Genomic DNA, 23,536 nt, shown 5'->3' on the forward strand with positions numbered 1-23,536 from the left:
CTAATGTTCGTGCTGGAGAGTTGAGACCAACGAAGGGATCGGTAGTGGCCGAGAACCAGGACAAGACCAAGGGCAAGGCCGAGGAGAAGCCCTCTTCGCGCAAGGCACCGATCGAGATCAGCCTCGGGTCAGTGCGCACCCGGGTCGCCCAGGTCGTGTGGCTGCTGTGCGCCGTGTTCGCGCTGATCCTGGCGCTCGGCGCCCTGACCTATGCGCTCAAGGCCAACGCCGACAACGGGCTCGTCGAGTTCGTGCGCGACTGGGCCGGCCGACTCGACCTCGGCATCTTCAGCCTGGAGAACGGCATCAAGGAGTTCACCGGCAAGAACGCCGAGATCAAGAACGCCCTCTTCAACTGGGGCATCGGCGCGGTGGTGTGGCTGGTCATCGGCAAGGTGCTCGACAAGGTCATCCGCCCCTGACCGTACGACGCAGCGCCGTGGGGCGCTGACGAGCCGAAGGCCCGGTGTGTGGATGGTGTGTGCCACGTGCCGGGCCTCTTTCGGTGTGTCTCCTCGCGCCAGACACGGCCGCGCCCGAACCCGGATTCGGTGAAGGTCGCTGCAGTCAGTGCTCTCCACCGTTGCGTCAAGGCACGGCGGACGTCGTACGGCCCGTCGGTTGTGAGTTATCTCGCCGTGGACGCTGTTCCGTCACGCCGCGACCACCCGGTAACCTCACAGCACAATCGTTCTCGCCGCAGCCGCGGCGTGTCGTATCCACTTGCACAGGAGGGGCCGACCAGGCCGCGCCACCATGAACATTGTTGTCCTCGTGAAGCATGTCCCCGACGCCACCGCCGACCGGCGGTTCGAGTCGGACAACACCGTCGACCGCGTCGGCGTCGACGGGCTCCTGTCCGAGCTCGACGAGTACGCCGTCGAGCAGGCACTCCAGATCAAGGAGAAGTCCGGTGACGACGTCACCGTTACCGCTCTCTCGATCGGCCCCGAGAAGGCCACCGACGCCGTCCGCAAGGCCCTCCAGATGGGTGTGGACCAGGGTGTCCTGGTGACCGACGACGCGATCGCCGGCTCCGACGCCGTCGCGACCTCGCTGATCCTCGCCAAGGCGATCGAGAAGATCGCCGAGGGCAACGGCGCTGCCGACCTCGTCGTCACCGGCATGGCCTCCACCGACGCCGGCACCAGCCTCGTCCCCGCAATGCTCGCCGAGCGCCTCGGCCTGCCGCAGGTCACCTTCGCCTCGGTCGTCGAGACCCAGGGCGACCAGATCCGTGCCAAGCGCGACGGCGACGCCGCCACCGAGGTCATCGGTGCCACGCTGCCCGTCCTGCTGTCGGTCACCGACCAGACCGGTGAGGCCCGCTACCCGTCCTTCAAGGGCATCATGGCGGCGAAGAAGAAGCCGCTGGAGACCTACACGCTGGCCGACCTCGGTGTCGACGCCGGCCAGGTCGGCCTCGACGCCGCCTGGACCACGGTCGAGGAGACCACGGCCCGCCCGCCGCGCACCGCCGGCGAGATCGTGACCGACGAGGACGGCTCGGGCGCCAAGGCGCTGGCCGACTTCCTCGCCTCCAAGAAGTTCATCTGAGGAGCCTGAACATGTCTGAAATCCTGGTACTCGTCGACCACGTCGACGGCAACGTCCGCAAGACCACCAACGAGCTCCTGACGATCGCCCGCCGCCTCGGCGAGCCGTCGGCCGTCTTCATCGGCTCCGGTGAGGCCCCCGTCGAGGCGCTGAAGAAGTTCGGTGCCGAGAAGGTCTACGTCGTCGACGACGCCGAGATCAAGGGCTACCTCGTGGCCCCCAAGGCCGAGGTGCTCGCCCAGATCGCCGCCCAGGCCTCGCCCGGCGCGATCCTGATCCCGTCCTCCGCGGAGGGCAAGGAGATCGCCGGTCGCCTGGCGATCAAGATCGAGTCGGGTGTCATCACCGACGCGACCGACGTCACCGACGGCGGTGTCACCACCCAGTCGGTCTTCGCCGGTTCGTTCACCGTGCAGGCCAAGGTCGCCAAGGGCACGCCGATCATCACGGTCAAGCCCAACTCGGCTGCCCCCGAGGAGGTGGCCGGTGCCGGTGCCGTCGAGCAGTTCGCCGCGACGATCTCCGACGCGGCCAAGACCGCCCAGATCGTGGCCTCGCAGCCGCGTGAGGCGACCGGTCGCCCCGAGCTCACCGAGGCCGCCATCGTGGTCTCCGGTGGTCGTGGCACCGGCGGCAACTTCGACCCGATCGAGGCGCTCGCCGACTCGCTCGGTGCCGCCGTCGGCGCCTCGCGTGCCGCCGTCGACTCCGGCTGGAAGCCGCACACCTTCCAGGTCGGCCAGACCGGCAAGGTCGTCTCGCCGCAGCTCTACGTCGCCAACGGCATCTCCGGTGCGATCCAGCACCGCGCCGGCATGCAGACCTCGAAGACCATCGTGGCCGTCAACAAGGACGAGGAGGCCCCGATCTTCGAGCTCGTCGACTTCGGTGTCGTCGGTGACCTCCACACGGTCCTCCCGGCCCTGACCGAGGCGATCAACCAGCGCAAGGGCTGACCCCTCGCCGCCAGCACGTCGTACGACGAACGCCGCGTCCTCCCGTCGGGGAGGACGCGGCGTTCCTCTTTTCGGTCGACCCGTCGCCAGTCCTGATCGACCCGTCGTCAGTTTCGGTCGACCCGTCGTGAATTCGGTGGGACCACGAGAACTGGCGACGGGTCAACGGGAACTGGCGACGGGTCGGCGAGAACTGGCGACGGGTCAGTCGACGTTCATCGGGTAGACCTTGACCGTGCGGGCACCGAGCCGTCCGCCGATGAGCACCTTGCGGTAGGCGACGTTGTTCGTGGTGTCGCTCTCGACCAGGTTGTGCACCGGGTTGGCCTCGACCGCGATGTAGTAGACCCCGTTGGGCAGCCCCTTCAGGCTGAACGACTGACCCGCCCGGAACTGCGCGTAGGTGTCACCCGAGCCCGAGGCCAGCACCTCGCGGATGCTGAGGGAGTCGCGCTCACCGCACGCGGTGTGCAGGTCTGTGGTGTCGGGCTGCCAGTCGGCGCCGTCGACGGTGTAGTCGATGGCGTCGGTGTTGGCCAGGCAGAACGCCTCCTTGCGCGAGCGGACCACGCCCACCTTGTGCGCATCGAGCAGGCGGTAGCGGGCGAAGTCACGGAAGTGCCAGTGCTGGTGGGTGTCCTTGTCGTCCCACGCCATGGTGCCGACCAGGCGATAGCCGACCTGGTTGCCGTCGGCGTCCAGAAAGTACTGGTAGGCGTCCATGATGTCCTCGTTCGGCCGACGGAAGCCGTCGACGACGAGGGGACTGTTGCCGGCGTTCCACACGTTCGCGGAGAACTGCAGGTAGTTGCCCGAGCCGTCCACCCGGATGCCGAACGCGGGGATCGAGCGCAGGTCGGGCTGGGGCTCGCCCGGTGCACCGGCTGCCGCCCTGGTGGGCTCGGTCGTGCCTGGTCGCAACGACGGCGTGACGGTCCGACGCTCGTGATCGTCGTAGTCGGGTGCGTCCTTGGTGACCCGAAGGGTGAAGGTCTTCACCCCGTCCGAGGCGGGGATGCCGAAAAGGGTGCGGTACTTCGCGGTGACCGCCACCGTCACCTGGTAGCGCCCCGGCGCCAGCTTCAGCCGCATCCAGGAGTCGAGCCGTGTGGCGTAGCCCTCCTGGATGCCCATCACCGAGCCGAGCATGATGCGGCTGGTCGAGCAGCTCTGGGGGTACGGCGAGCGCAGCGGGGCATCGGGGTGTGCCCTCTCGGTGGACCAGCTGTTCAGGCAGCCGGACCGGTAGCGGGTGGTGACGAGTTCGCCGCCCTTGCGAAAGTCCATCCGCAGGAAGCCGGGCAGGCCCGCGAAGTCGGTGACCGTACGCCGGGGAAGGGTGACCACCTCGCCCCCGTGGTGCCAGGTGGTGACGATCGGGGCGCCGTACGCCGTGCGCTTCGACCTGATCTCGAAGGGGGCACCCTGCGCCACCAGTCGCAGCGACGGGTCGAACTCGACCCGCGTGCCGGACAGGTAGCCCTCGACCAGGCGGGGCGCCGTCAGTCGCAGCGGTGACGGGGTTGCCGCGTCGGCGGTCGAGACGCCCGAGGCCCCGGAAGATGCCGTGGACAGGGTCGGTGCCGCCCCGGCCGTGCTGCCGGCGGCGACACAGGCGAGTGCGGTGAGTGGAGCAGCAAGGGCGATGACGAGCCTGGAACGTTTCACGTGTTGCCTCCCGATGGATGGACTCCCTGCTGTGTCAGACGCCTGAGACACCCCGATGGTTGCGTCGTTCGCCGACTAGGCTCAAGGAGTGAGCATCGAGCAGGACGTCAGGACAGTCGCGGAGCGCGCCCGGGAGGCGAGCCACGATCTCGCGATCGCCACCAGGTCGACCAAGGACGCCGTGCTGGCGGCGATGGCCGACGCGCTGGAGGCCGGGACCGAGTCCATCGTGGCCGCGAACCGCGACGACATCGCCCGGGCCGAGCAGGCCGGCACGCCGCCCAACATCATCGACCGACTGCGCCTCGACCGCGAGCGCATCGAGGGCATGGCCCAAGGCCTCCGCGACGTCGCCGGGCTGGCCGACCCGGTCGGCGAGGTGGTGCGCGGCAGCACGCTGGCCAACGGCCTCGAGCTGCGCCAGGTGCGGGTGCCGTTCGGCGTGGTCGGCATCATCTACGAAGCCCGTCCCAACGTCACCGCCGACGCCGCAGGCATCTGCCTCAAGTCCGGGAACTCGGTGCTGCTCAAGGGCTCCAGCTCCGCGCTCTCCTCCAACACCCGCATCGTCGAGGTGCTCCGCGCGGCGATCGAGGGACTCGGCCTCAACCCCGACGTCGTGCAGCTGGTGCCGGGGGAGGGCCACGAGGGCGCCAAGGTGCTGATGCGGGCGCGCGGCCTGGTCGACGTACTCATCCCGCGCGGAGGTGCCGGCCTGATCCGCAGCGTGGTCGCCGAGTCGACGGTGCCGGTGATCGAGACCGGGGTCGGCAACTGCCACGTCTACGTCGACGTCGACGCCGACCTCGAGAAGGCGGTCGCGATCGTGGTCAACTCCAAGACCCACCGCACGAGCGTGTGCAACGCGGCCGAGACCCTGCTGGTGCACGAGGACATCGCCGATGACTTCCTGCCGACGATCATCGACGCCCTGCAGGACAAGGGCGTCACGATCCACGGCGACGAGCGCTTCCGTGAGTACGACGGGGTGGTGCCGGCCACCGACGAGGACTACGCCGAGGAGTTCCTCAGCCTCGACATCGCGGCTGCCGTCGTCCCCGACATCGAGGGGGCGATCCGGCACATCCGCGCCAACAGCAGCCAGCACACCGAGGCGATCGTGACCGAGAGCCAGGCGGCGGCCCGGCGCTTCACCACGGCCGTGGACTCGGCCGCCGTGCTGGTCAACGCGTCCACGCGATTCACCGACGGGGGTGAGTTCGGCTTCGGTGCGGAGATCGGCATCAGCACCCAGAAGCTGCACGCCCGCGGCCCCATGGGACTGGTCGAGATGACCAGCACGAAATACGTCGTGACGGGGGACGGTCACATCCGCTGAGGCAACAGCCTGTAGCGTCCCTGTCATGCGTGGGGTGCGACTCGGGGGAGCCGGGGCATGAAGGCGTTCTTCGGCACACTCGGCTTCAGCATCCTCTCGGCCGTCGTGCCGATCTTCAACGTCGAGGTCTACCTGGTGGCTCTCGCCACCCAGATCCCCAAGAGTGCCGCCCTCCCGGTCGCCATTGCGGCGGGCGCGGGCCAGGCCCTGGGCAAGGTGCTGTGGTACCACGGCACGCAGAAGTCGCTGCAGCTGCCGTGGATGCGCAAGCGCATGGAGTCCGAGCGCTGGAAGAACAGCTTCGACCGCTGGGAGAAGCGTATCGAGGCCCGGCCGAGGTTGGCCGCGGCCTTCATGTTCTCCAGCGCCCTGGTCGGTGCGCCACCCCTGCTGGTGATGGGTGCGATCGCCGGCGCCCTGCGGTTCAACATGACGATGTACGTCACCACCATCTTCGTCGGACGCAGCATCCAGTCGTGGGTGATCCTGGCCGGTCTGACCAGCCTGTTCCACTGAGTCCGGTGCCGGTGAATCCGGATCGGCGTCCGGTGGCGTGGCCGACGCCCGGCTCACGATAGGATCGCGGCCATGTCGTTGACCTCCTTGACCATCATCGCCGCCGAGGCCCACAGTGAGCCCGCCGTCAGCCCGTACGTCGTCGGCGCCATCGCGCTCGGCCTCCTGCTGGCCTCACTGCTGATCCTGATTGCCATCGGCGGCGGGCGCGAGCACAGCTGATCATGGGCGAACGCCGTCGCGTGGGGGTGATGGGTGGCACCTTCGACCCGATCCACCACGGACACCTCGTCGCGGCCAGCGAGGTGCAGGCGTGGTTCGACCTCGACGAGGTCATCTTCGTGCCCACCGGCGATCCGTGGCAGAAGTCGGATCGCGTGGTGTCACCGGCGGAGCACCGTTACCTGATGACGGTGATCGCGACCGCGGCGAATCCCCGGTTCACCGTCTCCCGGGTCGACATAGACCGGGACGGTCCGACGTACACGATCGACACGCTGCGCGACCTGGGCGAGCAGCTGCCCGACGCCGATCTCTACTTCATCACCGGGGCGGACGCGCTGGCCAACATCTTCACCTGGCGTGACGTCGAGGAGCTGTTCAAGCTCGCCAACTTCGTGGGCTGCACCCGGCCCGGCTACGAGATGGAGGCCGAGACCCTGGCCTCGATCCCGCACGAACGGGTGACGCTGGTCGAGATTCCCGCCCTGGCGATCTCCTCGACCGACTGTCGTGACCGCAAGCAACGCGGCGAACCGGTCTGGTACCTCGTGCCGGACGGTGTCGTCCAATACATCGCCAAGCACGACCTCTATCCCTCTGGAGCAACGAAGTGACCGCCACCGACCATGCCGTCGAGCTCGTCCATGCCGCCGCACGTGCGGCCTCGGACAAGCTGGCCCAGAAGATCATTGCCTTCGACGTCTCCGAGCAGTTGGCGATCACCGACGCGTTCGTGCTGGCCTCGGCCTCCAACGACCGCCAGGTCAAGTCGATCGTCGACGAGATCGAGGACAAGCTCCGCGAGATCGGTGCCAAGCCGATCCGTCGCGAGGGTGAGCGCGACGGACGCTGGGTGCTGATCGACTACGGCGAGATCGTCGTGCACGTGCAGCACGAGGAGGAGCGCGAGTTCTACGCGCTCGAGCGACTCTGGCGCGACTGTCCGGCCATCGAGCTGCCGGCAGACGTCGTCTCCCACGAGAAGTGACCCGACGACTCGTCCTGCTCCGGCACGGCCAGACCGCGTGGAACGCGATCGGCCGTGGGCAGGGGCATGCCGACGTCGAGCTCGACGACACGGGGCACGAGCAGGCGTCCGCCGTGGCGCCGTACGTCGCGGCGTACGCACCGACCGTGCTGTGGTCCTCCGACCTGGCCCGCGCCCGCCAGACTGCGGCGTACGTCTCCAAGGAGACCGGCCTCGACGCGCGGCTCGACGAGCGGTTCCGCGAGTTCGACCTCGGGGCGCGCACCGGGCTGACCATGGCGGAGTACGCCGAGCAGTTCCCGGCCGAGTACGCCGATTTCCGGGCCGGGCACTTCACGGCCGTTCCCGGAGGTGAGACGACTGCCGACGTGGTGTCCCGCTTCGCGGACGGGCTCGACGACGTCGTGGCCGGTCTGGACGCGGGGGAGTGTGGCGTCGTCGTGGCCCACGGCGCGGCGCTGAAGGTGGCGCTGATGGCCGCACTCAACTGGCCGGGCGAGCAGGCCTCCGGCCTCCAGGGCCTCGACAACTGCGGTTGGGCGGTGCTCGAGGAGCTCGACGAGGGTGGTCGATTCCGGCTCGCGGCCTACAACCTGATCGCCCGTCCCACCCCTCCCGGGTGACGCGGGGTGACGGTCGCTCCACACGCGTCGTTCGACGTGCGATCCGTCAACAGCGCCGCACAAGTGCCGTGCCGACCCCCGATTTCGCATCTCGACCGGACGTTGGTTAAACTTCCCGACGTTGTCAGCCGCAAGGCTGGTGATGATGGGGCTGTGGCGCAGCTGGTAGCGCACCTGCATGGCATGCAGGGGGTCAGGGGTTCGAGTCCCCTCAGCTCCACCAAATCTCAGAGCGGCCGCCTTCGGGCGGCCGTTCTGCGTTGGTGCACCGGGAGCCGTGCCGTTCAACATGCAGTTGGGCTCCGCGAGCCGGCTGTTGAGCGTGACCGGGGCGGGTGAAGGTGCGAACTGCATGTTCAACGGCACGCCGGCAGGCGGTCTTCCTGGCTTGTCGCCGGCGTGGGCCCACGTGCGGCCCGCGAAGTCACCAAATTGCGGCATGCTCGCGGGGCGTCCCGAAACCTAACGTGACACTGGACGCACCGTGCGGCCGAAGCGTCGAGCTGGGAGGCCGCACGATGGACGTTGAGCTGTTGATTCGACGTGGGCGACGCACGGTGATCGCGGCGGTCGCCATGGCATTGATGATGTTCGCCCAGCCGACACAGGCGAGTCCGTCGATGACCACGGACGCGACGCCCCGGGTCAACGGCCCCGTCTACGCGATCGCCCAGGTGGGCGACCTGACGATCATCGGAGGGGACTTCACGACGGTCGGCGGCAAGCCGCGGGCGAACGTGGCCGCCATCCGCGCCGACGGCACCCTCGACCCGACCTTCAACCCGTCGACCGACGGCATCGTCCGGGCACTGGCCGGCTCGGCGGACGGCACGACCGTCTACGTGGGCGGCAGGTTCACGACGGCCGGAGGCGCTGCCCGCGCCAACCTGGCGGCGGTCGACATCGCGACCGGGACCGCGCTCCCGACCTGGCAGGCCGACACGACGGGCACGTCGCCCGGCATCTCGGCCCTGACGACGTACGCCGACAGGCTCTACGTGGGTGGCACCTTCAGCGGCATCGACGGAACCGTCCGTGCCTCGCTCGTGGCGCTGAGCTCGTCGGGTGACGTCATCTCGAACTTCCGCTCCCGCGCCAATGCCGGGGTGAAGTCGATCCGGGTGTCACCGGACGGCGCGGTCGTCTATGCGGCCGGTGCGTTCTCCAAGCTCGGCGGGCTCGACCGTCCGTTCGGTGTGGGGGCGATCGCCTCGACCACCGGTGACGCCACGGCGTTCAACCCGGCCGAGGGCAGCGACCTCTCGATCACGCTGGGCCTCTCCCCGGACGGCTCACGTCTCTACTTCTCGACGCCCGACAACCGCCTCTTCTCCTACGACACGGCGACCAGCGACCTGGTGTGGATCCGCAAGACCAGCGGTGACACGCAGGCGATCTACCCCACGGCGACCGAGGTCTACATCGGCGGGCACTTCTCCCAGATCGTCACCTACAAGATCAAGCGCTGCTTCCTGGCCTCGCTGAACGCCTCGGACGGCACGGTGACCCCTTGGGACCCGAACCCCGTCGGTGGCGACATGGGGGTCTGGGCGATCACCCCGACGCCGAACTCGCTGTCGGTCGGCGGCACCTTCACCACGGTCGGCGGGGTCGACCGGGTCCGGTTCGCCCGCTTCCCCGGCACTCCGTAGACAGTCGCAGGCAGTCGATCTGCTGGAGGGAATCACGCGGAACCTGCGTGATTCCCTCCAGCAATGCCGGTCGTGCCTGTTCCCTTCGTACCTGAAGTATGTGAGACTCCACGTAACACGTACTTCAGGAGGCTTGTCGACATGCAGTTGTCCCACCTGGTCCATGATCGCGCCGGTTCTGGTGAACCCGTCGTGCTGATCCACGGCATCGGTCACCGGCGCGGTGCTTGGGCGCCGCTCTTCGACCGTCTCGCCGACCGCTACGACGTGATCGCGCTCGACCTCGCCGGGTTCGGTGACTCCCCGGGCTACCCGAAGGGCGTGGCCTACACGATGGACCACGCGTGCGCCGACCTCGCGGCGAACTTCGCGGAGTGGGGCATCGACCGCCCGCACGTCGTCGGCAACTCGCTCGGTGGCGCGATCGCCCTCGAGCTCGGTGCCCGTGGTCTGGCGTCGTCGGTGACCGCAATCAGCCCGGCCGGGTTCTTCGGCCGCGTCGACCGCTTCCAGGCGCTGGTCCCTCTTGTACTCATGCGAGTCGCGGCGACCCTGCCCGATCGGGTCCTCCAGCTGGTCGCCGGGTCAGCCGCGGGCAGGCGCCTGGTCGGTGCTCCGCTCTATGCCCATCCGGACCGCATGACGGCGTGGGCGACGTACCAGGACTGCCTGGCGATGAAGCGCAGCAGCGGATTCTTCCCGACCGCCCGTTCGGGCGTCGGGTACGCATTCGAGGAGCAGGTCGACGTGCCGACCACGGTGGCGTGGGGGACCAAGGACAGGCTGTTGCCCTACCGACAGTCCCGGACGGCGCGCCTGCGACTCCCGGCGGCGCGCCACGTGCCGCTCAAGGACTGCGGCCACGTGCCGATGATCGACGATCCCGACGCGATCCTCGACGTCATCGACGAGGTCGTGGGACGCACCCGGAGCAGCAGTCGGGGCGTCGCCTGACCTGACCTGCCGAACCGGGGCGAACCACTCCGAACCCTCGCCGTCGACCGCAGCGATGGTGCATGGTTGACCCATGGCAGGCGTCAGGGACCAGCTCAACCGCGACATCACTCCCGAGGGCGGCGTCGTGGTGGGCGACGACGGATCCCGATCCGCGGCCGCCGCGATCACCTACGCGGTGGGCGAGGCCGCGCGTCGGGGCTGCGCCGTCCACGTGATCCGGGCCTGGACCTTCACCAGTGCGATCAGGCCCGACGACGTCCCGCTGGGCATCACTCCATCGATGCTCGAGCTCGAGGAGGCCACGCTCGAGGCAGAGAAGGCCCGGGTGGCCGGCATCGTCGGTGACTCCGCGATCGAGGTGCACGTGCACGTCGCCTGCGGTCCGTCGGCGCAGGCACTCATCAAGGCGGCAGAGACCGCGGACGTGCTCGTGGTCGGCAGCCGCGGGCGCGGCGGGTTCAAGAGCCTGGTCCTCGGCTCGGTGGCCGACCAGTGCATCCGGCACGCCTCCGGCCCGGTCGTCGTCGTCCGCGACTGACCTCGTCGGCACCCCGCTCAGGCCGGGGCTGGCGCCGGGCGTTCGCCGTACCAGACCGCGAGCCGGCCATGGTTCCCGATCGCGCGCAGCCGCTCCTCGGTGGCCTGCCGGGCGTCGTCCGGGACCGCGAGCAGCAGGTGGTCGCCACCACGCAACGAGGTGTGTACGTCGGGACTGAGCAGCTCCCGGTCGCGGTGCACCAGGGCGAGTGCGGCACCGGGTGGGAGCCGGAGGTCGCTCACGTAGACCCCGTGCAGCTGCGACCCCGACGGGACCCGGAACTGCAACAGGTGGGCGTGCATGTGCTCCAGCGGCGCCGACTCGACCTCGAGCTCCTCGGGTGTGGAGTCCACGGTCACGCCGGTACGACGAGCCAGCCACGGCAGCGTCGGTGCCTGCACCAGCGTGAATGCCACGACCAACAGGAAGACCACGTCGAAGATGCGTTGCGCAGCAGGCAGTCCCTGTGCCACGGGGATGGTGGCCAACACGATCGGCACGGCGCCCCGCAGGCCCGCCCACGACAGGAAGACCTGTTCGCGCAGGGGGATCCGGGCCCAGGACGTGCACACGAACACCGAGACGGGGCGGGCCACGAAGGTCAGTCCGATGCCGACGATCGCCGCGGACGCGAAGGCCTCCGGCAGGCGGGAGGGGCTGGCCAGCAGGCCGAGCAGGACGAAGAGCCCGATCTGGGCAAGCCAGCCGAGACCGTCCGCGAAGCCGGCGGTGGCCTGCCGGTGGGGCAGGTCGGCATTGCCGAGCCACATGCCGGCGACGTAGATCGCCATCAGCGCGCTCGCCCCGGCCGCACCGGCGGTGGCGAAGGCCAGGAACATGATCGCGATCGTGGCCAGCGGGTAGAGCCCGGCGGAGGGGAGCGCGCTGCGCTGCAGGAGGTGCTGGCCGAACCAGGCCACGACCAGGCCGATCAGCACGCCGAGGGTCAGCTGGTAGACGATCAGGCCGCCGATCTGCCACGGGTTCGCGGTGTCCCAGGCGTCGCTGACCACCACCGTGACGAGGATGATCACCGGTGGGTCGTTGAAGCCCGACTCCGCCTCGAGCAGTGACCGCAGCCGCGGCCTGATCGGCATCCGGCGCAGCACGGAGAACGTCGCAGCGGCGTCCGTCGAACCCACGACCGCGCCGAGCACGAGCGCCGTACGCACGTCGACGTCGAGCACCAGCCAGGCGATGGCCGACGTCACCGCGACGCTGACCGCGACGCCGAGGGTGGCCATCACCCCGGCCAGGCCGACGACGGGCCGGATCACCGACCACTTCGTGCTGAACCCGCCCTCGCCCAGGATCACGGCCAGGGCGAGGGTGCCGAGCAGCATGGTGAGGTCGACGTCCTCGAACTGCAGGCCGAGGCCGGCCTCGCCGATCGCGAGGCCGATGGCCAGGTAGAGCAGGAGGCTGGGCACACCGGCACGGGCGGACACGCGGACGGCTGCCACCCCGGCCAGCAGGACCAGGGTGGCACCGAGGATCGCCACGTTCAGATCCATGAGGGAGGTGCGCCCATCCGGTCAGCCGGTCCCGTGCGGCGTCGTGCGGTCGAGCATCAGGCGGCGCAGCTCGGGGGTGACCTCGACCTCGGACGACGTGACGACCGCGCTCTCGATCGCGACGCCGGCCACGGTGGCGCCGGACAACCCGGCCGGGTCATCGCCGATCGAGGGGAGCGCATGGGCAGGTGAGGCCGCGATCCCGCGGCGCAGCAGGTCCTCCACCGCGTCACTGAGTGTTCCGGCGTCGGCCACCGCCCCGGGCAGGTGCACCACGAACTCGACTCCCGTGCGCGCGGTGACCCCGTCCGTGGTGTTGGCCGAGGCGACCGCCCAGAGTCGGTGCGGCTCCGGCGTCGCTTCGGAGGTACGCCGCAGGAACGCCGCGACGCACACGAGCAGCACCGAGACCGCGACGAGCCCGACAACCACGACGAGCATGCCTCGCCCCTTCCTGTGCGCCGTGCTGGTGCGGTGGCCCCGCCGGATCCGATGCAAGGACATCGAGGCGGGGCCCCGCTGGTCTCCAGTCTTCGCGACTGCCGCGCCACAACACATGGGGTCTGCTCCCCAAAACTGCCTGCGAGGCCGTGATTGCGTGGACAGGCTTGGACGGGTGCGTGAGCATGGCGGCATGACCAGCGCCCACGGTGTCTCGCTCTCCTCACGGGTGATCCTGATCAACGGTGTGCTGTTCGCCCTCGGTACGGCGTTGCTCGCGTTCTCCCCGGCCACCGTGTCGCCACGCCCCCTGTGGTCCGAGGTCATCGTGCTGGCCGTCGGCCTGGCCGTGATGATCGTGGCGAACTCCGTGCTCGTCGGCAGCAACCTGAGGCCGCTGGACCGACTCGTCGCCCAGCTGGACAGGGCCCGTTCGACCGATCCGATCGAGAGACTGCCGGTCCCCGAGTCCGGCATCTCGCGGGAGCTCGCGATCTCCGTCAACGACCTGCTGGGCCGGATCGAGGCCGCGCAGCGCGACAGCAGCCTGGCCGCCCTCGCGGCACAGGAGGCCGAGCGGGCCCGCATCGCCCAGGAGCTGCACGACGGCGTCGGACAGTCGCTCACCGCCGTGCTCCTCGAGCTGGGCGCGCTGGCCGAACAGGCTCCACCCGAGACCGCCGCCTCCCTCGAGCGGGCCCGCGAAGCCACGCGAGCCAGTCTCGACGAGGTGCGCGGCGTGGCCCGTCAGCTGCGGCCGCACGTGCTCGAGGACCTCGGCCTGCGCAGTGCCCTGGCCGCACTGACCACCGAGCTCTTCACGCACACCTCCACCCACGTGAGTCGCGGCATCATGCCTGGGCTGCCGGTGCTGGACGACGCCGTCGAGCTGGTCGTCTTCCGGGTCGCCCAGGAGGCGCTGACAAACGTGGCGCGGCACGCGGAGGCGGCCACGGTGGAGCTGTCGCTGGCGCAGGTGGGCGGCGACGTCGTCCTCACGGTGGCCGACGACGGCCGCGGCATCCGATCCGGCGCGACCGGCACGGGGTTGCGCGGCATGCGCGAGCGGGCGTCGTTGGTGCACGGGAACCTGGCCGTCGAGCGTCGTGACGGCGGTGGCACCGTCGTACGCCTGGAGGTGCCGTGGTGAGCAGGTCGGCGCGGATCCTCCTGGCCGACGACCACACGCTGGTACGCCGCGGCGTACGCATGATCCTCGAGCAGCAGCCCGACCTCGAGGTGGTGGCCGAGGCCGGCGACGGAGCCGAGGCGGTGGAGCTGCTGCGCACCACCGAGGTCGACCTGGCGATCCTCGACGTGGCGATGCCGCGGCTCACCGGACTCCAGGCGGCCCGCGAGATCTCGCGGCGCAAGGATCCGCCGCGGATCCTGATGCTCTCGATGCACGACAACGAGCAGTACTTCTTCGAGTCGCTGCGGGTCGGCGCCAGCGGCTACGTGCTGAAGTCCGTGGCCGACCGCGACCTCGTCGACGCCTGCCGGGCCGCACTGCGTGGCGAGTCGTTCCTCTACCCGGGCGCGGAGTCGACGCTGGTGCGCGACTACCTCGCGCGGTTGAGCCGCGGCGAGCGCCTGCCCCGTGCCGTGCTCACGCCGCGTGAGGACGAGGTCGTGAAGCTGATCGCGGAGGGCCACTCGTCACGGGAGATCGCTCGGGAGCTGACGATCAGCGTCAAGACCGTCGAGCGGCACCGTGAGAACGTGCTCGCCAAGCTGGGCATGCGCGACCGCACGGAGCTGACCCGCTACGCGATCAGGGTGGGCCTGATCGAGCCGTGACGCCGACCGGTACGTCGCCGCCGGCTCAGGTGATCGTCATGCCGCCGTCCACCGGCAGGGTCTGGCCGGTGATGTAGCCCGCTGCGTCGGAGGCCAGGAAGACCGCGGTGGCGGCCAGCTCGCGCGGGTCTCCCTTGCGCCCGGCCGGGATGCGCTGTTGCTGCTGCTCGAGGTAGCCCGGCGGGTACTGCTCGGTCATCTCGGAGGTGAAGAAGCCGGGGGCGATCGCGTTCACGCGGATGCCCTTGCGGCCGGTCCACTGCTGCGCCAGGTCGCGGGTGAGGCCGATCAGCCCGGCCTTGCTGGCGGCGTACGCGGCCTGGGGGAGCCCGGCGGTGGTGAGGCCGAGGACCGAGCTGATGTTGATGATCGAGCTGCCCGGCTCCATGACGCGGCCGCAGGCCTGGGCCATCCAGTAGCAGCCGTTGAGGTTCACGTCGATCACGCTGGTGAACTGCTCGACCGTCTCGTGCGTCGCGGGGACGGCGGTGCCGATGCCGGCGTTGTTGACCAGCACGTCGACCCGCCCGAACTCCGCCATCGCCGCGTCGACGAGGGCCTGGCACTGGGCCTGGTCGGCGACGTCGGTGGCGACGGTGAGCACGCGGCGTCCGGCGGCGCGCACGAGCTCGGCGGTCTCCTCGAGGCGGTCGACGCGGCGGGCGCCGAGCACGACGTCGGCTCCCGCTTCCGCGAAGCCCTGGGCGAAGGCGACCCCGAGGCCGCTGGAGGCGCCCGTCACGACGGCCACCTTGTCGTCGAGTCGGAACAGGTCGGAGAGGCTCATGCGCACATTGGTATCACGGTCCGGACCCGCTCCGGCGGCTCGCCGTGGAACGGCCTCAGGGCTTCCAGACGATCGGGTCACCGGACATTCCGAGGCCGGAGTACTGGACCTCGGTCACGGCCTTGGCATCGTCGGGGACCGACATCGCCACGCACATGGTGCCGCTCTCACCGGCCGCGGTGACCGGCAGCTGTCCGTCGCACCCTTCCTCGATGCCGAAGACCGTCTCCTCACCGGTGTCGACGATGCCCTTCCAGTCGAACGCGCCCAGCGACAGCGCGCTGGCCAGGTCGTCGACGGCGCGTACCTCGATGGTCACCAGGGCGTTGCGGCCGAGAGGTCCGGCCTTGCCGATCGCGACGTTCCGGACGGTGTACTCGACGAGCGCGCCGTCCCCGCTGTCGGTCAGCGCGACGGTGGCGGTCTCGCCGTACTTCAGCACCGTGCCGCCGGGTGTGACGTCGGCGTCCGTGGACGGCGAGGTCGGGGAGGTGGGGACGGTCGGTGACAGGCTCGGCCCGTCGGTCGGAGAGGTCGTCGGCTCGGGCACGTTCAACGTGGGCGCACTGGCGGGGTCGCCGGCCACGGCCGACTCGGTGGAGTCGCCGCTGTCGCACCCGGTCAGGACGAGGGCTGCGAGACAGACGACGACGGGGAGTGCGGAGCGCAGGCGCATGGTGGGGACCCTCGGTGTTCGGCGGAGTGGTGTGGGTGTTCCGGCTGAGTGTTCGGCGGGGGCGGATGCCCCCGGTGTGCATGTCTTCTGCCCATGGCTCGTACCGGCCAATCCCCGGCTGGGACCTGCGGTAACATGGTGGCATGTCTCAGCGGTTGCTTCTTCGCCAGCCGCGCTGATCGAGAACGATCATCGCGGCCACCCTCCCTGCCCGGAGGGTTTTTTTGTGCACTCAGACAGTGCGAGAGGCACTGCCTGGATGCCGGCCGGAACTGACATGCGGGACGCGGGATGACACGAGGAGAAACAGATGAGTGAGCAGGTCGAGCGGACACAGGTCGATTCGGTCGACACCGACCGCGAGGCGACGTACGACGTCATGGCGACGCAGGACAAGTGGCAGCAGGTCTGGGAGGACCTGGCGCCCTTCGTCGCGCACGACGACTCGCCCCGCGAGAAGCGCTACGCCCTCACGATGTTCCCCTACCCCTCGGGCGACCTGCACATGGGCCACGCCGAGGTCACCGCGCTGCACGACGTGATCGCACGCTACTGGTGGCAGAAGGGCTACGAGGTCCTGAACCCGATGGGCTGGGACTCCTTCGGCCTTCCCGCCGAGAACGCCGCCATCAAGAACGACACCCACCCGGCGACGTACACCTACGCCAACATCGAGACGCAGTTCGAGTCCTTCAAGAAGTACGGCCTGAGCTTCGACTGGACCCGCCGGCTGCACACCTCCGACCCGGAGTACTACCGCTGGACACAGTGGCTGTTCCTGAAGCTGCGCGAGCAGGGCCTGGCCTACCGCAAGAACAGCCCGGTCAACTGGTGCCCGAACGACCAGACCGTGCTGGCCAACGAGCAGGTCGTCGACGGTGCGTGTGAGCGCTGCGGCGCCGAGGTCACCAAGCGCGAGCTGACCCAGTGGTACTTCCGCACCACGGCGTACGCCCAGGAGCTGCTGGACTGCCTGGACGACCTGCAGGAGAACTGGTCGGACAAGGTCGTCAACGCCCAGCGCAACTGGATCGGGCGCTCCGAGGGTGCGCACGTCGACTTCGTGATCGAGGGACGGGCCGAACCCGTCACGGTCTACACCACGAGGCCCGACACGATCTTCGGCACGACCTTCATGGTCGTGGCCGTCGACGCGCCCTTGGCCGAGGAGCTGGTGACCGACGAGCGCCGCACGGAGTTCGAGACGTACCGCGAGGAGATCCGCCGGGAGACCGAGATCGAGCGGCTGTCCACCGACCGTCCGAAGACCGGCGTCGACCTGGGCGTCACGGCGACCAATCCGGTCACCGGTGCCCAGATCCCCGTGTGGGCCACGGACTACGTGCTGGCCGACTACGGCACCGGCGCGGTGATGGGGGTGCCCGGCGGAGACCAGCGCGACTGGCAGTTCGCCACGCAGATGGGCCTGCCGATCGTGCGCACCACCGAGCCGCCGGCCGACTTCGAGGGCGAGGCCTTCCACGGCGAGGGGCCGACGATAAACTCGCCCGCGGCCGGCGTGGACGCCCCGCTGGACATCAACGGACTGCCGGTCGACGAGGCCAAGTCGACGACCATCTCCTACCTGCAGGACGCCGGCCTGGGCCGCGGCACGGTCAACTTCCGGCTGCGTGACTGGCTGCTGTCGCGCCAGCGCTACTGGGGTGCCCCGATCCCGATCATCCACTGCCCGGTCGACGGCGAGGTTCCGGTCCCCGAGGACCAGCTGCCCGTCGTACTGCCCGACCTGCGTGGTGCGGACCTGAAGCCCAAGGGGGTCTCGCCTCTGGGCGCGGCCACCGACTGGGTCAACGTCGCCTGCCCCACGTGTGGCGGACCCGCGAAGCGCGACACGGACACGATGGACACGTTCGTGGACTCGTCGTGGTACTTCCTGCGCTACCTGTCGCCCAATGACGACACCCGGGCCTTCGACCCCGCGCTGGCCGAGAAGTGGGGCCCGTGCGACCTGTACATCGGCGGTGACGAGCACGCCGTCCTGCACCTGCTGTACGCCCGCTTCTTCACCAAGGCCATGCGCGACATGGGGCTGATCTCGTGGGACGAGCCGTTCTCGGCGTACCTGTCGCAGGGCAAGGTGATCAACAACGGTCGCAAGATGAGCAAGTCCCTGGGCAACGGCATCAACCTGGGGGACCAACTTGCGGAGTTCGGTGTCGACGCCGTACGCCTGACCCTGGTCTTCGCGAGCCCACCCGAGGACAACATCGACTGGGCCGACGTGTCTCCGGCCGGTTCGGCGAAGTTCCTGCAACGCGCCTGGCGGTTGAGTGGCGACGTGGCCTCCGAGCCCGGCGCCGACCCGGCGGCCGGCGACGTGGCGCTGCGCAAGGTCACCCACCGGACGCTGCACGACGGTGCCGCTCTGGTGGAGTCGTACCGGTTCAACGTGCTGGTCGCCCGCATCATGGAGCTGGTCAACGCGACCCGCAAGGCGATCGACTCCGGCTGCGGCCCGGCCGACCCGGCGGTCCGTGAGGCCACCGAGGCGGTGTCGATCATGCTGTCGCTGGTCGCGCCGTACACGGCCGAGGAGATGTGGCACCGACTGGGCCACGAGCCGACGGTCGCCCGGGCCGGCTGGCCAGTGGTCGACGAGGCGTTGCTGGTCGAGGACTCCGTGGTCGCGGTGGTGCAGGTCCAGGGCAAGGTGAAGGCCCGTCTGGACGTGTCTCCCGACGTCTCCGAGGCCGACCTGGAGGCGGCGGCGCTGGCCGATCCCGCGATCGTCAAGGCGCTGGAGGGCAAGACCGTGCGCAAGGTGATCGTGCGCGCCCCGAAGCTGGTCAACATCGTCGCGGGCTGACCTGCCCGTGCGTTTCTGCCCGAATGACGTGAAGCTTCACGGCATTCGGGCAGATTCACAGGCTCGCCTGTGAATCTGCCCCGCCACGATAGGGTTCGGGCATGCCTGAGCGTCGTGTCGCCGTCGTCACCGACTCCACCTCGACACTGACGCACGACGAGGCCGCGGCCCACGGAATCGTCGTGATTCCCCTGCAGGTGATCATCGGCGCGACCTCCTACGACGAGGGCGTCGACGAGGGCGCCAGCCCCGAGATGGTGGCCGCGGCCCTGAAGTCGTTCACGCCGGTGACCACGTCGCGGCCGAGCCCGGCAGGGATGCTCGAGGTCTACGCGGACCTCGCTGCGCAGGGGTACGACGAGATCGTCACGTTCCACCTCTCGAGCCGGATGAGCGGCACCTTCGAGTCCGCGCTGATGGCCTCGCGTGACGCGACGATCCCGGTGCACGTGGTTGACACGCAGCAGGTCGGTCCGGCGGTCGGGTACGCCGCGATCGCCGCCGTGCGGGCCCTCGAGGGGGGCGCCAGTGCGGAGAAGGCCGGGAAGATCGGCCTGGAGCGGGCCCTGTCGTCGACGTCCCTGTTCTACGTCGACACCCTCGAGTACCTGCGGCGCGGCGGCCGCGTGGGCAGTGCCGCCGCGTTCTTCGGTGGGGCCCTCGCGGTCAAGCCGTTGCTGCGCATCGAGAACGGCAGCATCGAGTCGTTCGAGAAGGTGCGTACGGCGGGCAAGGCCCTGGCGCGACTCGAGGACCTTGCAGCCGAAGCCGCGGGGGAGGACCCGGTCGAGCTGACCGTGGCCCACCTGGCCAGCCCGGACCGGGCCGAGCAGCTCGCGAACAAGCTGGCCGCCCGGCTCGGCCTGCAGGCACCGGTCCGGACCGTCGAGCTGGGCGCCGTCCTGGGCGCCCACGTCGGCCCCGGAATGGTCGCCGTGTGTGTGATGCCCACCGGCGCCTGAGCACTGTCGTGCACTGAGCTGCACGCGATTCACGCTCCTGTCCACAGGGCGGAGTGGGTGCCCTGTCGTTCGCCCTCGGGTTTTCCTACGGTCGTGGAATGCGTCCCCGAGGTCAGTCCACTGCGCACGCCGAAGCCGTCTCCCGTCGGCTGGAGCTGCTGAGCGCCGAGCTGCGCGCGCACTCCGGCCCCGAGACTCGGTCGCCGTCCGGGTCCCCGCCGCGGTCGCCGTCCCCCGACGCCGGGCCCGGCGATGACGGGCACACGCACGTGCGTGAGCTGCGGCTGGCGCGTGAGTCGGCGATCGCGCCTGATGACGACGACGACGGCTGGGTCCCGCCACCGTCAGTGCCGCCTCTGTCCGAGCCGGCCCTGCCCGAGTCGTCGGTCGTGCCGGGCTCTCCACGGGCGTCCGGTCCCGACGCTCCCGTCGATCTGCCGGCGCCGGCATTGCCCGTGCCGGGACGCCACGCCGCCCGGCGTACGACGCGCTCGTGGGTCGACGTCTCCGCCTTCCGTGGTCGAGTGGCCCTCACGGCCGGCCAGGTGGCGGCCTTGGCCGTGCTGGTCGCCGTGGGTCTGGCGATCACGGCGTGGTGGGTGATCCGCGACGACGCCGGGGCACCGGTCGCGGAGCCGGTGGGTGGTGCCGCCCTGGCAACGCCGGTGGGTGGGGTGCCCTCGGCGTCGGCGCCGATGTCTTCGGCATCGGCGTCCCCGGCCACCGAACTGGTCGTCGACGTGACCGGCAAGGTGCGACGCCCCGGCATCGTCGTGCTGGAGCCCGGTGCCCGCGTGGTCGACGCCCTGAAGGCTGCCGGTGGCGTCCGGCGCGGCGCCGACCTCAGCGGTCTCAACCAGGCCCGGCCCCTGGTCGACGGCGAACAGATCGTGGTCGGGGTGCCGGCGCCGCCCGGCGTCGCGGCCACGTCGCCCCCGCCGTCCGGTGCTCCGGCAGGCGAGCTGGTCAACCTCAACACGGCGACCAGCACCGAGCTGGAGGAGCTGCCCGGGGTCGGTCCGGTCACGGCCGAGGCCATCATCGCGTGGCGCGACACGAACGGAGGTTTCCAGAGCGTCGACCAGCTCCTCGAGGTCGACGGAATCGGTGAGAAGACGCTGGCCGACCTGGCGCCGCACGTCACGCTCTGATGCGGACCGGTGACCTGCTCCGACTGGCGGAGGTGCCGGAGGTCGCCGACCTGCGGATGCCGGCCGCCGGGCTGGCCGCCTGGCTGGGAGGTGTGGGAGGACTGCTCGCGCCCGTTCCCTCGGCCGTGGCCGGCGCGCTGGTCAGCCTGGTGGTCTTCCGCCTGGTCGAGACGGCGGCGCTGCGGCGTGCCGTCGTGGCCTGGTTCCTGATCGCACTGGCCGTCGGGACCAGTGCTGCGTTGCGCGATCTGGCCGTGCGGTCCGGTCCGGCTGCGGCCTTGTCCCAGACCCGTACCGCCGTCTCCGCGCGGGTGACCGTGACCTCTGACCCGCGACCGGTGCAGGGGCAGTTCGCCACGTCCATCATCATGCGGGGCACCGTCTCCGTGCTCGGCGCACGCGGGTCGTCGTACGACGTGCACACGCCGGTGCTGCTGATCGCCGACGAGTCGTGGGCGCACGTCGAGCTGGGCAGCACCATGACCGTGCGCGGCCGGTTGGCGCCGGCCGGGGGACACGACGTGGCGGCGGTGCTGACACCGTTCGGTCCACCGCCGCGGGCGGACCCACCCTCGGTCCTGTGGCGCGGTTCCGCCGCGCTGCGCCACGCGATCAGGGAGTCCTCCTCGGTCGGTCCGGCCCCGGCCCGCGACCTGGTGCCGGCCCTGGTCGACGGCGATGACCAGGGTCTGCCCGACCAGGTCCAGGAGGAGTTCAGGGCCTCCGGGCTGACCCACCTCCTGGCCGTCTCCGGCACCAACCTCACGCTGGTCGTAGGGTTCCTGCTGGTGGTGGGCCGTTGGTGCGGGGTGCGTGGTCGCTGGCAGTACGCACTCGGGGCGGCGGGCATCGTCGGGTTCATCCTCCTTGCCCGCACCGAGCCGAGCGTGGTGCGGGCCGCCGCGATGGGCACGGTCGCACTGCTCGGGATGGGCTCGAACGGCACCGGTCGAGGCGTGCGGGCGATCGGCGTGGCCGTGGTGGGCCTGTTGCTGCTCGACCCGTGGCTGGCCACGACCGTCGGGTTCGCGCTGTCCGTGCTGGCCACGGCAGGCATCCTGCTGCTCTCGCCGGTGTGGTCGCGTGCCCTGGCGCACTGGATGCCGATGTGGATGGCCCAGGCGATCGCCGTACCGACCGCGGCACAGCTGGCCTGCACTCCGTTGGTGGCCGCGATCTCGGGCCAGGTCAGCCTGGTCGCGGTGCTGGCAAACCTGGCTGCGGGGCCGCTGGTCGCCCCGGCCACGGTGTGCGGGCTGCTCGGAGGAGTCATCGGCCTGGTGTGGAGCGGGGCCGGCATGGTGCCCGGGTGGCTGGCCTGCCTCTGCGCGCGCGGCATCATCGCGATCGCCGACCGCGCCGCAGGGCTGGCGCTCCCCGCGATCGAGTGGGGCACCGACTGGATCGCGCTCGGCGTGCTCACCGCGATCTGCGCGGGGCTGGCAGTCACGCTCGGCAGGCTGCTGGCCCACCGCTCCTCGGGTCTGGCCTGCTGCCTGTTGATGGTGCTGGTCGTGCTGGTGCCGTTGCCGTCGCCGGGCTGGCCGCCCGAGGGGTGGTTGATGACGGTGTGCGACGTGGGGCAGGGCGACGGGATCGCGTTGAACGCCGGCGACGGGCAGGCCGTGCTGGTCGACGTCGGACCCGAGTCCGGTTCGATGGACCACTGCCTCGACCGACTGGGCGTGAAGGTGCTGCCCACGATCGTGCTCAGTCACTTCCACGCCGATCACGTCGACGGCTTCGCCGAGACGGTGGGTGGGCGCCGGGTGGGCGCCGTACTCGTCAGCGGGCTCCCGGAGCCGGAGGAGCGGTTCGCCGCGGTCCAGGCGGAGACCGACGGCCGGATCCGCACCCCGGCGTACGGCGAGGTGCAGCAGATCGGCGACGTGCGCATGCAGGTGATCGGCCCCGTGCCCGGCACGCTGCTGGCCGGCGACCCGAACAACGCCTCCCTGGTGGTGCTGGCCGAGATCCGTGGGGTCCGGATCCTGCTGACCGGTGACGTCGAGCCCGACGGGCAGGCCCGACTCGCGGCCGCCTACCCGGGCCTGCGCGTCGACGTGCTGAAGATCCCTCACCACGGCAGCCGCTACCAGGAGATGGACTTCCTGGTCGCACTCGATCCGGCGATCGCGATCGCGTCGGTGGGCGAGGACAATGACTACGGCCACCCGGCGGCCTCCACGATGGAACCGCTGCGCGACTCCGGAGCCCGGGTCTTCCGCACCGACCGGGACGGCGACGTGGTTGTCGCGTTGAATGACGGAAGGCTCCGGGTCTCCACCGGCGACTGAATGGCCCCGCGGACTCGGGCTGGCGGGCCGGCCGCCGCACCGCGGGTCGGCGCTGTCGGCGGGCT

At 70.2% G+C, this 23,536-nt stretch carries 23 protein-coding genes and 1 tRNA gene; 19 read left to right on the forward strand and 5 right to left on the reverse strand.

Going from position 1 to position 23,536, the window contains the following annotated elements; all coding sequences use genetic code 11:
* Window positions 1-44: 44 nt before the first annotated feature.
* From ASD66_RS23610 to ASD66_RS23620, 3 genes are all read left to right on the forward strand, one after another.
* A complete protein-coding gene (locus tag ASD66_RS23610; RefSeq protein WP_235530240.1) occupies window positions 45-422 on the forward strand; it encodes a hypothetical protein in 378 nt (125 codons plus the stop codon).
* A gap of 334 nt (window positions 423-756) precedes the next feature.
* Window positions 757-1,557, forward strand: a complete 801-nt coding sequence (locus ASD66_RS23615) for an electron transfer flavoprotein subunit beta/FixA family protein (RefSeq protein WP_056686568.1) — start codon at window positions 757-759, stop codon at window positions 1,555-1,557.
* Between the two features lie 11 nt (window positions 1,558-1,568).
* The gene (locus ASD66_RS23620; protein WP_056686572.1) at window positions 1,569-2,513 is read left to right on the forward strand and encodes an electron transfer flavoprotein subunit alpha/FixB family protein; all 945 of its coding nucleotides are present in this window, start codon (window positions 1,569-1,571) and stop codon (window positions 2,511-2,513) included.
* A gap of 204 nt (window positions 2,514-2,717) precedes the next feature.
* On the opposite strand, the gene ASD66_RS23625 is transcribed toward ASD66_RS23620, so the two are convergent.
* Window positions 2,718-4,181: a lysyl oxidase family protein gene (locus tag ASD66_RS23625; RefSeq protein ID WP_082599705.1), complete on the reverse strand. Its 1,464-nt coding sequence runs from the start codon at window positions 4,179-4,181 to the stop codon at window positions 2,718-2,720.
* Window positions 4,182-4,269: 88 nt separating this feature from the next.
* On the opposite strand from ASD66_RS23625, the gene ASD66_RS23630 reads away from it, so the two are divergent.
* The 10 genes from ASD66_RS23630 to ASD66_RS23670 all read left to right on the forward strand — a co-directional run bounded on the left by ASD66_RS23630 (window position 4,270) and on the right by ASD66_RS23670 (window position 11,016).
* Window positions 4,270-5,520, forward strand: coding sequence for a glutamate-5-semialdehyde dehydrogenase (locus ASD66_RS23630; RefSeq protein WP_056892455.1), 1,251 nt, complete (start codon window positions 4,270-4,272; stop codon window positions 5,518-5,520).
* A 57-nt stretch (window positions 5,521-5,577) separates the two neighbouring features.
* Window positions 5,578-6,036 carry a hypothetical protein gene (locus ASD66_RS23635; protein WP_056686582.1) on the forward strand — a complete coding sequence of 153 codons (459 nt, stop codon included), beginning with the start codon at window positions 5,578-5,580 and terminating at the stop codon, window positions 6,034-6,036.
* Between the two features lie 72 nt (window positions 6,037-6,108).
* Window positions 6,109-6,258, forward strand: a complete 150-nt coding sequence (locus ASD66_RS24630) for a hypothetical protein (RefSeq protein WP_156388885.1) — start codon at window positions 6,109-6,111, stop codon at window positions 6,256-6,258.
* A 2-nt stretch (window positions 6,259-6,260) separates the two neighbouring features.
* Window positions 6,261-6,872, forward strand: coding sequence for a nicotinate-nucleotide adenylyltransferase (nadD, locus tag ASD66_RS23640; RefSeq protein ID WP_056686586.1), 612 nt, complete (start codon window positions 6,261-6,263; stop codon window positions 6,870-6,872).
* A complete protein-coding gene (rsfS, locus tag ASD66_RS23645; RefSeq protein ID WP_056686589.1) occupies window positions 6,869-7,246 on the forward strand; it encodes a ribosome silencing factor in 378 nt (125 codons plus the stop codon). The genes nadD and rsfS overlap by 4 nt, the downstream gene beginning before the upstream one ends.
* Window positions 7,243-7,869 (forward strand): histidine phosphatase family protein, encoded by a 627-nt coding sequence (locus ASD66_RS23650; RefSeq protein ID WP_056892456.1) that lies wholly within the window; start codon window positions 7,243-7,245, stop codon window positions 7,867-7,869. The genes rsfS and ASD66_RS23650 overlap by 4 nt, the downstream gene beginning before the upstream one ends.
* 147 nt (window positions 7,870-8,016) lie before the next feature.
* Window positions 8,017-8,092, forward strand: a tRNA-Ala gene (locus ASD66_RS23655).
* 295 nt (window positions 8,093-8,387) lie between these two features.
* Window positions 8,388-9,521, forward strand: a complete 1,134-nt coding sequence (locus ASD66_RS23660; RefSeq protein WP_056686595.1) for a hypothetical protein — start codon at window positions 8,388-8,390, stop codon at window positions 9,519-9,521.
* A gap of 141 nt (window positions 9,522-9,662) precedes the next feature.
* On the forward strand, window positions 9,663-10,475 hold the full coding sequence (locus ASD66_RS23665) for an alpha/beta fold hydrolase (RefSeq protein ID WP_056686598.1): 813 nt from the start codon (window positions 9,663-9,665) through the stop codon (window positions 10,473-10,475).
* 73 nt (window positions 10,476-10,548) lie between these two features.
* Complete coding sequence (locus ASD66_RS23670) at window positions 10,549-11,016, forward strand: universal stress protein (RefSeq protein ID WP_056686601.1); 468 nt, start codon at window positions 10,549-10,551, stop codon at window positions 11,014-11,016.
* Between the two features lie 17 nt (window positions 11,017-11,033).
* On the opposite strand, the gene ASD66_RS23675 is transcribed toward ASD66_RS23670, so the two are convergent.
* Both ASD66_RS23675 and ASD66_RS23680 read right to left on the reverse strand, forming a co-directional pair.
* Window positions 11,034-12,518 carry a potassium/proton antiporter gene (locus ASD66_RS23675; RefSeq protein ID WP_235530244.1) on the reverse strand — a complete coding sequence of 495 codons (1,485 nt, stop codon included), beginning with the start codon at window positions 12,516-12,518 and terminating at the stop codon, window positions 11,034-11,036.
* 33 nt (window positions 12,519-12,551) lie between these two features.
* Window positions 12,552-12,971, reverse strand: coding sequence for a hypothetical protein (locus tag ASD66_RS23680; protein ID WP_056686606.1), 420 nt, complete (start codon window positions 12,969-12,971; stop codon window positions 12,552-12,554).
* A 193-nt stretch (window positions 12,972-13,164) separates the two neighbouring features.
* On the opposite strand from ASD66_RS23680, the gene ASD66_RS23685 reads away from it, so the two are divergent.
* Window positions 13,165-14,121 carry a sensor histidine kinase gene (locus tag ASD66_RS23685; protein WP_056686609.1) on the forward strand — a complete coding sequence of 319 codons (957 nt, stop codon included), beginning with the start codon at window positions 13,165-13,167 and terminating at the stop codon, window positions 14,119-14,121.
* A complete protein-coding gene (locus tag ASD66_RS23690) occupies window positions 14,118-14,771 on the forward strand; it encodes a response regulator (RefSeq protein WP_056686809.1) in 654 nt (217 codons plus the stop codon). The genes ASD66_RS23685 and ASD66_RS23690 overlap by 4 nt, the downstream gene beginning before the upstream one ends.
* Window positions 14,772-14,796: 25 nt before the next feature.
* On the opposite strand, the gene ASD66_RS23695 is transcribed toward ASD66_RS23690, so the two are convergent.
* On the reverse strand, window positions 14,797-15,558 hold the full coding sequence (locus ASD66_RS23695) for an SDR family NAD(P)-dependent oxidoreductase (RefSeq protein WP_056686612.1): 762 nt from the start codon (window positions 15,556-15,558) through the stop codon (window positions 14,797-14,799).
* Window positions 15,559-15,613: 55 nt separating this feature from the next.
* The gene (locus ASD66_RS23700; RefSeq protein WP_056686616.1) at window positions 15,614-16,234 is read right to left on the reverse strand and encodes a hypothetical protein; all 621 of its coding nucleotides are present in this window, start codon (window positions 16,232-16,234) and stop codon (window positions 15,614-15,616) included.
* Window positions 16,235-16,544: 310 nt separating this feature from the next.
* Here ASD66_RS23700 and leuS point away from each other — a divergent pair, with 310 nt between their 5' ends.
* The 4 genes from leuS (at window position 16,545) to ASD66_RS23720 (ending at window position 23,471) form a co-directional block, all read left to right on the forward strand.
* Complete coding sequence (leuS, locus tag ASD66_RS23705) at window positions 16,545-19,061, forward strand: leucine--tRNA ligase (protein ID WP_056892457.1); 2,517 nt, start codon at window positions 16,545-16,547, stop codon at window positions 19,059-19,061.
* 101 nt (window positions 19,062-19,162) lie between these two features.
* Window positions 19,163-20,023: a DegV family protein gene (locus tag ASD66_RS23710; protein ID WP_056686622.1), complete on the forward strand. Its 861-nt coding sequence runs from the start codon at window positions 19,163-19,165 to the stop codon at window positions 20,021-20,023.
* Window positions 20,024-20,121: 98 nt separating this feature from the next.
* Window positions 20,122-21,174 (forward strand): ComEA family DNA-binding protein, encoded by a 1,053-nt coding sequence (locus ASD66_RS25490; protein WP_056892458.1) that lies wholly within the window; start codon window positions 20,122-20,124, stop codon window positions 21,172-21,174.
* Window positions 21,174-23,471 (forward strand): ComEC/Rec2 family competence protein, encoded by a 2,298-nt coding sequence (locus tag ASD66_RS23720; RefSeq protein ID WP_235530251.1) that lies wholly within the window; start codon window positions 21,174-21,176, stop codon window positions 23,469-23,471. Before ASD66_RS25490 ends, ASD66_RS23720 begins: the two co-directional genes overlap by 1 nt.
* Window positions 23,472-23,536: the final 65 nt, after the last annotated feature.

The sequence above is a fragment of the Nocardioides sp. Root151 genome (genome assembly GCF_001427925.1).
Lineage (GTDB): Bacteria > Actinomycetota > Actinomycetes > Propionibacteriales > Nocardioidaceae > Nocardioides.

Bases quoted from the DNA above. Each gene is read 5' to 3' on its own strand.
- ASD66_RS23615 (WP_056686568.1), top strand. From the start codon at position 757: ATGAACATTGTTGTCCTCGTGAAGCATGTCCCCGACGCCACCGCCGAC.
- ASD66_RS23620 (WP_056686572.1), top strand. From the start codon at position 1,569: ATGTCTGAAATCCTGGTACTCGTCGACCACGTCGACGGCAACGTCCGC.
- ASD66_RS23635 (WP_056686582.1), top strand. From the start codon at position 5,578: ATGAAGGCGTTCTTCGGCACACTCGGCTTCAGCATCCTCTCGGCCGTC.
- ASD66_RS24630 (WP_156388885.1), top strand. From the start codon at position 6,109: ATGTCGTTGACCTCCTTGACCATCATCGCCGCCGAGGCCCACAGTGAG.
- nadD (WP_056686586.1), top strand. From the start codon at position 6,261: ATGGGCGAACGCCGTCGCGTGGGGGTGATGGGTGGCACCTTCGACCCG.
- ASD66_RS23660 (WP_056686595.1), top strand. From the start codon at position 8,388: ATGGACGTTGAGCTGTTGATTCGACGTGGGCGACGCACGGTGATCGCG.
- ASD66_RS23665 (WP_056686598.1), top strand. From the start codon at position 9,663: ATGCAGTTGTCCCACCTGGTCCATGATCGCGCCGGTTCTGGTGAACCC.
- ASD66_RS23670 (WP_056686601.1), top strand. From the start codon at position 10,549: ATGGCAGGCGTCAGGGACCAGCTCAACCGCGACATCACTCCCGAGGGC.
- ASD66_RS23680 (WP_056686606.1), bottom strand. From the start codon at position 12,971: ATGCTCGTCGTGGTTGTCGGGCTCGTCGCGGTCTCGGTGCTGCTCGTG.
- ASD66_RS23685 (WP_056686609.1), top strand. From the start codon at position 13,165: ATGACCAGCGCCCACGGTGTCTCGCTCTCCTCACGGGTGATCCTGATC.
- ASD66_RS23695 (WP_056686612.1), bottom strand. From the start codon at position 15,558: ATGAGCCTCTCCGACCTGTTCCGACTCGACGACAAGGTGGCCGTCGTG.
- ASD66_RS23700 (WP_056686616.1), bottom strand. From the start codon at position 16,234: ATGCGCCTGCGCTCCGCACTCCCCGTCGTCGTCTGTCTCGCAGCCCTC.
- leuS (WP_056892457.1), top strand. From the start codon at position 16,545: ATGAGTGAGCAGGTCGAGCGGACACAGGTCGATTCGGTCGACACCGAC.
- ASD66_RS23710 (WP_056686622.1), top strand. From the start codon at position 19,163: ATGCCTGAGCGTCGTGTCGCCGTCGTCACCGACTCCACCTCGACACTG.
- ASD66_RS25490 (WP_056892458.1), top strand. From the start codon at position 20,122: ATGCGTCCCCGAGGTCAGTCCACTGCGCACGCCGAAGCCGTCTCCCGT.
- ASD66_RS23720 (WP_235530251.1), top strand. From the start codon at position 21,174: ATGCGGACCGGTGACCTGCTCCGACTGGCGGAGGTGCCGGAGGTCGCC.